The organism is Verrucomicrobiota bacterium, assembly GCA_027622555.1.
Taxonomy (GTDB): Bacteria; Verrucomicrobiota; Verrucomicrobiia; order Opitutales; family UBA2995; genus UBA2995.
Map to the genome: position 1 here is coordinate 1 of JAQBYJ010000199.1, position 6,248 is coordinate 6,248.

A 6,248-nucleotide genomic window follows, 5' to 3' on the forward strand; every position below is an offset into this window, starting at 1 on the left:
CAACTTGCGCAACAACTACGAAGTGGCCATCGATTCCTTCGGAGGTCTTTGGCAGTCGGATAATGATGATGACGGTTATTTCGGCGTCCGTTTGAATTACATTCTTGAGTACGGCAATTACGGTTATCTCGATGAATTGACAGGTGGCGGTTGGCTCGAGCCGCGAATAAGTCAGCACCCCGAAATACCAAAGCGTCATTGGCACCAGAACGATCCCGGCGTTGTACCTAATTTTTTACATACTGGGGCCGGTTCGCCAACGGGAATCACTGTCTACGAGGGCCGCTTGCTTCCGAAGATCTTCCAGGATCAAGTACTGAACTGTGACGCTGGACCAGGGGTGGTACGGGCCTGCATAGCGGAACCGGATGCTGCCGGTTTCAAGGGGTATGCGATCAATTTGATGAAAGAAGTAAACGATAAGTCGTTTCGACCGATTGATGTTGCAGTCGCTCCGGATGGATCCGTGTTTGTAAGCGATTGGTATGATCCCGTAGTCGGTTGGAACCGGCAATCCGAGGTATCCATAGGCAGGATTTACCGCATTGCGCCAGTCCGTCACCGATATCATATAAAACATGAAGAGTTTAAAACAGCAACCGGAGCTGTAAAGGCTTTGGAAAGTCCCAATAGCGATGTTCGCTTTCGCGCCCGTAAGGCGATTCTGGGTTTCAAGTCAAGCGTGGCCGTTGAGGCTCTTCAACTATTGTATAAAAACCCCAATCCGCGTTTACGCGCCCGTGCCCTCTGGTTACTGGCCGAACTGGAGGGTCATGACCAATTCTGGACTAGAAACGCATTATCAGATGATGATCCCAATATCCGCCTGGCCGCGCTTCGAGCTGCAAGGAGCCAGTCATATAACTTGCAACCATACCTAGACGAGCTGGTTATAGATTCCTCGTCCCGAGTCCGTAGTGAATGCGCTATTGCATTGCGCGAGGTAAGGTCCACCGATTCCCCAAGATATTGGGCGCGATTGGCTAATCAATTAGTACCAGGCGATCGCTGGTATTTGGAAGCTTTGGGTATCGGCGCAACCGGACGTTGGGATGCCTGCCTGGAAGCTTGGTGGAATGCGGGTGGAGACTGGCAATCCATCCCGGGGAGCCAGTCGAACACCAGAGTTATTGGCGCAATGCCTGGACCTTGAAGAAGTAGAAGTTGAAGAAGCACGTCTTTTATTACGCTCGTTTGATTTTCAGAAAAACAGCCCCGTTAAGGAAAAAGCACTGCAGAAACTGGCTTATAATGCCTGGACTAAACGGTCTGAGTCCGGTTGGATGATTGGCAGCGAGGCGTTTCTCCGTCTTAAGGATTCGAATTTGCAAACCACACCGGAGTTTTCCCAACTTCTCGAGGCACTCCTCGACCGTGTGCCTAGGAACAGTGAATTTATCAAATTGGTTAGCACTTTTTCAAAAGAAAATTACTACCCGGAAGTTATCCGCATAATCACGAGTGGTTCTTCCAGGGACCTTGCTGTGGAGGGAGTTCGGTTGCTGTTAAACATGGAACAGGACTTCCTTATAGAAGAAACCCTAAACAAAACCTCCGATGAAGAGCGAGCCCACCTGGTATCAGCCCTAGGCGACAGCCGGGACAAACGTGCCATTTCCCACCTGGTTCAGGTTCTACAAAACGAGGGGTATAAGCGTTCACTCAGAGAAAGTGCAATTCGCGCATTGGGTGCATACAGAGATGGTGCGGTTGCGTTGGTAACACTCGCCCGTAAAAACCAATTCCCTGAACAGTTTAAACCGGTGGCTGCAACCGCCTTGACACAAACTACCCATGTAAGGGCCTACGAGGAAGCGGCACAATACTTTCCTATTCCAAAAATAAGGGGTGAGAAAGCCCTACCGGGTATGACCGAGCTATTAGTTTATTCGGGTGATGCCAAACGGGGTCGCGAAGTTTTTAAGGAAACTTCTTGCGTTGCCTGTCACCAGATAAATGGAGAAGGTGTGAATTTCGGACCCGACTTGTCCGGGATAGGAGGAAAACTCGGAAAGCAAGGTATGTATGAATCAATTATAGATCCAAATGCCAGCGTGTCAGAATCCTATCAAACCGCGACTGTTGAGTTAACTAACGGATCATCTAACATCGGAATACTGGTCAGTGAGACCGAACAGTCTATTCTCCTTCGGCTGCCGGGCGGTTCGGATGTTAGATATGATAGGTCTCAAGTGGCGCGGGTACAAACATCAGAAGAATCACTCATGCCAACTGGTTTGCAGTCGCTTATGACGTTAGACGATCTGGTCAATCTGGTTGAGTATTTAATTTCATTGAGGTGAGAAATTTTATCCAGGCAGTCACCTTCACCCGCATTGGAATCACCAATCCGATAATTGATTCATGAATCCAAATTTTATGAATATGGCCAAGAACGGGACGGAATTGATTATACAGGCAAAAATGATTTTTGAAGAGAAGAGTCGTGAACCAATCGATTTCGCGCTTACCAGCGGAATATCTCCAGAACATCCTCTCCGCGGACACCCGCGTGCTCGAAGACGACCAACTCGCGGCCCTCACCCCCGCACGCTGGAAAAAAGCAAGGTCAATCTGAGGGCAGACTTTGAGCCGTTTACGCTTATGCGCCTTTTTCTCACATTTATCGGACTCCTGTTGTCGAGCGTGGTTCCTGTTTTGGCCGCAGATGATTACCAGCCGATAAACTCCCAGGCTCCGGGCCGGGAGCCATTGTCGCCGGAAGAGGCGGCTGCCGCTATCACGGTGCCGGACGGTTTTTCTGTGACCCTATTTGCCGGTGAGCCTGATGTGCGCCAACCGGTAGCGATGCAGATTGACGACCGGGGTCGCGTCTGGGTGGCTGAATCCTATTCGTACAATGAATGGGAAATGAAAGGGGAAGACCGGATTGTGATCTTGGAGGATACCAATAACGACGGTCGCTTTGATTCGAGGAAGATCTTTTATGACAAGGCGACGCATTTGTCGGGTATGGCGATCGGCTTCGGTGGCGTATGGATCTGTAATTCTCCAAAACTGGAGTTTATTCCTGATCGTGACGGAGATGATGTTCCAGATGGTCCGCCCATGGTCGTGCTAGATGGATTTACGACGGACGGGGAGCACAATTTCTTTAACGGCCTTACTTGGGGGCTCGATGGCTGGCTTTACGGGCGGCATGGGATATTGGCGGCGTCACTGGTTGGCAAACCTGGCGCCCCCGCTTCTGCGCGGATCGATGTCAGCTGCGGGATCTGGCGGCTTCACCCGGTGACCCATGAATTTGAGATCGTGGCTCGGGGGACCACCAATCCTTGGGGCCTCGACTGGAATGACGTGGGCGAAATGTTCATGACCGGCAACGTGAACGGCCATTTGTGGCATGTCATCCCTGGAGCCTTTTACCCTCGCATGCGCGGCCAAGGCTCCGCTGCTCACGTGTATGATCGCATTCCACTGACTGCGGATCACTTGCACCATGAAGGGAAGTGGACGGATTCAGAGAAGAACGAGGACGGCCCGGAAGGTAACACCGACTTGCTTGGTGGCGGACATTCGCACTGCGGGGGGATGATCTATCTCGGTGATAACTGGCCGGAGAGGTACCGGAACACCATTTTTATGAGCAACACTCATGGCCGTCGAATCAATAACGATATCCTGGAACGAAAGGGCTCTGGGTATGTTGGTCATCATGGTGAAGATTTCATGGTCGCCAATCATCCGTGGTATAGAGGGGTGACTCAGATCTACGGTCCGGATGGCGGGGTTTATCTCTCAGATTGGACTGACATCGGGGAATGCCACGACAACGATGGGGTGCATCGTACCAGTGGCCGTATCTATAAAGTGGTTTACGGAGAGGGGAATGATCCGGACCCGGTCGACCTGGCGAGTCAGTCCAACCTGGATCTCGTCGCCTATCAGCTGCACCGCAACGACTATTTTGTCCGTCACTCGCGTCGATTGCTGCAAGAGCGTTTCGTTGCTGGAGCGAATGTTGAGGATGCCCGGGAGGAACTGTTTCGCATGTTGGATACGGGTGACTATCCTGTTGATCGTCTGTTGCGGTTTTTGTGGGCCCTGCATAGCGGTGGTGGAGTAGGGGAAGGGCGACTGACCGCATTGCTTGACCATGCTAATGAGCATGTTCGAAGTTGGGCGGTGCGATTGATCGGAGAAGGAGGCCATCCGACGGAAGCTCAGTTCAAAAAGATCCGGGAACTAGCCAGCGATGGAAAGTCGCGCTTGGTCCGGGTGTATGTGGCCTCTGCCTTCCCTCGCTTTTCAGAGGCCCAACAGTGGGCGTTGGCGGAAGATCTGTTGGCAGATTTTGGATACGAAACGGATCAAAATCTTCCTTATATGATATGGTATGCAATCCAGCCGCTCGTCGGTTCGGATATTGAGCGGGCATCAGGGTTTCTAGACAGCTGTTCCGACCCGCAGGTATATAAGAACATAGCCCGAAGAATCACGATGGACTTTGACCGGGATGCAGCGACTATGCCTCGATTGGTGGACCGAATCCATGCAACTTTGAATCGTGGCCGGATTCGCAATGCTGAGGCGGGAGTTCACGGCATTGCAGAAGCCTTACGTGGATTGAAGGGGATCAAGGCGCCCGAGAACTGGGACTTGATTCGGCGGGCCGAGAATTCCGATCTACGGCAGATTGCGAGTCAGTTGGATCCGGTATTCGACGAGAGTGAGCCGATGACCGCCAATGACTGGCTGGATTTGCTCGGCGACGAAACCCGGAGGAATCAAGCAATTCGTGAGTTGGCGGCGTTCGACGACCCAAAAATCGCCGATGAATTACTAAAGCCTTATGTGTATCGACGACACCTAACTGAAGACCGTGATGCGACCATCGCGACCTTGAGTTCTCGTAGATCATTGGCGGGTCCGCTGGTTCAGGCCATGAGCAACGGACAGGTCTCTCCGTCAGATGTATCCGCGTTTTATGCACGGCAGATATTCAATCTCGGTGATGATCGATTGAATAAGCAACTTGAGCAGGCTTGGGGAAAATTACGGTCCAGTCCCCAGGAGAAGCAGGTGGCCATCAGCAACTGGCAATCGAAACTCTCACCCAATGTTTTGGCAGACGCTGATATCGATGCAGGAAAAATGGTATTTCAAAAAAATTGCGCATCCTGTCACGCGTTGTTTGGAGAAGGAGGATCACTCGGACCGCATCTCGACGGATCTAATCGTCAGGATCTATATTACCTCTTGGAGAACCTGATTGATCCCAGCGCCGTGCTTCCGCAGGACTATCGCATGACCATCGTGACGCTCAAAGATGGTCGGGTATTGAGCGGAAACATTTCAGAACGAACGCGTCATACGATCACCGTGGCGAGTTTGGATTCTAATCAGATCATACCGCTTAGCGAAGTGGTGAATCAGGAGCAGATTGAACAATCCACGATGCCAGAAGGCTTGTTGGACTTGTTAAGCGATACCGAGGTACGGGATTTGATAGCGTATTTGCAGCAGTAGGCTTGAAAAATTCCATGAAACAGAATACGCCCCATTGCCTTTGGAGTTTTGCGATAACAACGCTCTTGTGTTTCGCCGCTACAGGATGCCGTTCGGTATCGGAAAAACAGACGTTCACCGGCGTTCCCGTGATCGATACGCACATTCATCTCTACGATACAACCCGGGATGAAGGGCTCCCGTGGCCGCCGGAGTCTGACACGGTTCTCTACCGCCCCATCCTCACGAAAGACTTCAATCAAGTTGCCGAGGCAAACGGCATCACGGCCACCGTAATCGTCGAGGCAAGCGAATGGGTGGGTGACAACCAGTGGGTGTTGGATTTGGTGAAGGATGAACCGGGTGTTTATATTGGTCTCGTTGGGAGTCTGCCGATCGGGACACCAGAATTCGCTGATCATCTAAAACGTTTTTCCGCGGATTCACGCTACGTTGGAATTCGCATGCGGGAGCGTCCGGGCGGCGAAAAGTTCTTCAATGAAGACGTCTGGAGGGATTTGAAAACATTGGACGCGATGAACAAGACGCTGGATGTTCTGATGTTCCAGTTCAGTCTGAATGACGTCGATAGGGTCGCGAAGCGGAACCCCGATCTAAGGATTCTCATTAACCACGTTGCTGGCGCCAATATTGACGGCAAGGCCGTCGACCCGACTTGGCTGGCTGATCTGAAGAATGTGGCGAAAAACCCGAACGTCTATTGCAAAGTTTCAGGCCTGTTTCAGCAATCGCACCAAAGCCCTGCTCCGAAAGATACG

At 51.6% G+C, this 6,248-nt stretch carries 4 protein-coding genes; all 4 read left to right on the forward strand.

All coding sequences use genetic code 11. From position 1 onward, the window contains the following. Positions 1–1,153, forward strand: a 1,153-nt coding sequence (locus O3C43_24425) for a dehydrogenase (GenBank protein ID MDA1069634.1), incomplete at its 5' end; no start/stop codon positions are given. Then, complete coding sequence (locus O3C43_24430) at positions 1,053–2,303, forward strand: c-type cytochrome (protein MDA1069635.1); 1,251 nt, start codon at positions 1,053–1,055, stop codon at positions 2,301–2,303. The genes O3C43_24425 and O3C43_24430, both read left to right, overlap by 101 nt. A 61-nt stretch (positions 2,304–2,364) precedes the next feature. Beyond that, positions 2,365–5,490: a c-type cytochrome gene (locus O3C43_24435; protein MDA1069636.1), complete on the forward strand. Its 3,126-nt coding sequence runs from the start codon at positions 2,365–2,367 to the stop codon at positions 5,488–5,490. 2 nt (positions 5,491–5,492) lie between these two features. Further along, a partial coding sequence (locus O3C43_24440) for an amidohydrolase family protein (GenBank protein MDA1069637.1) occupies positions 5,493–6,248 on the forward strand: 756 nt, incomplete at its 3' end.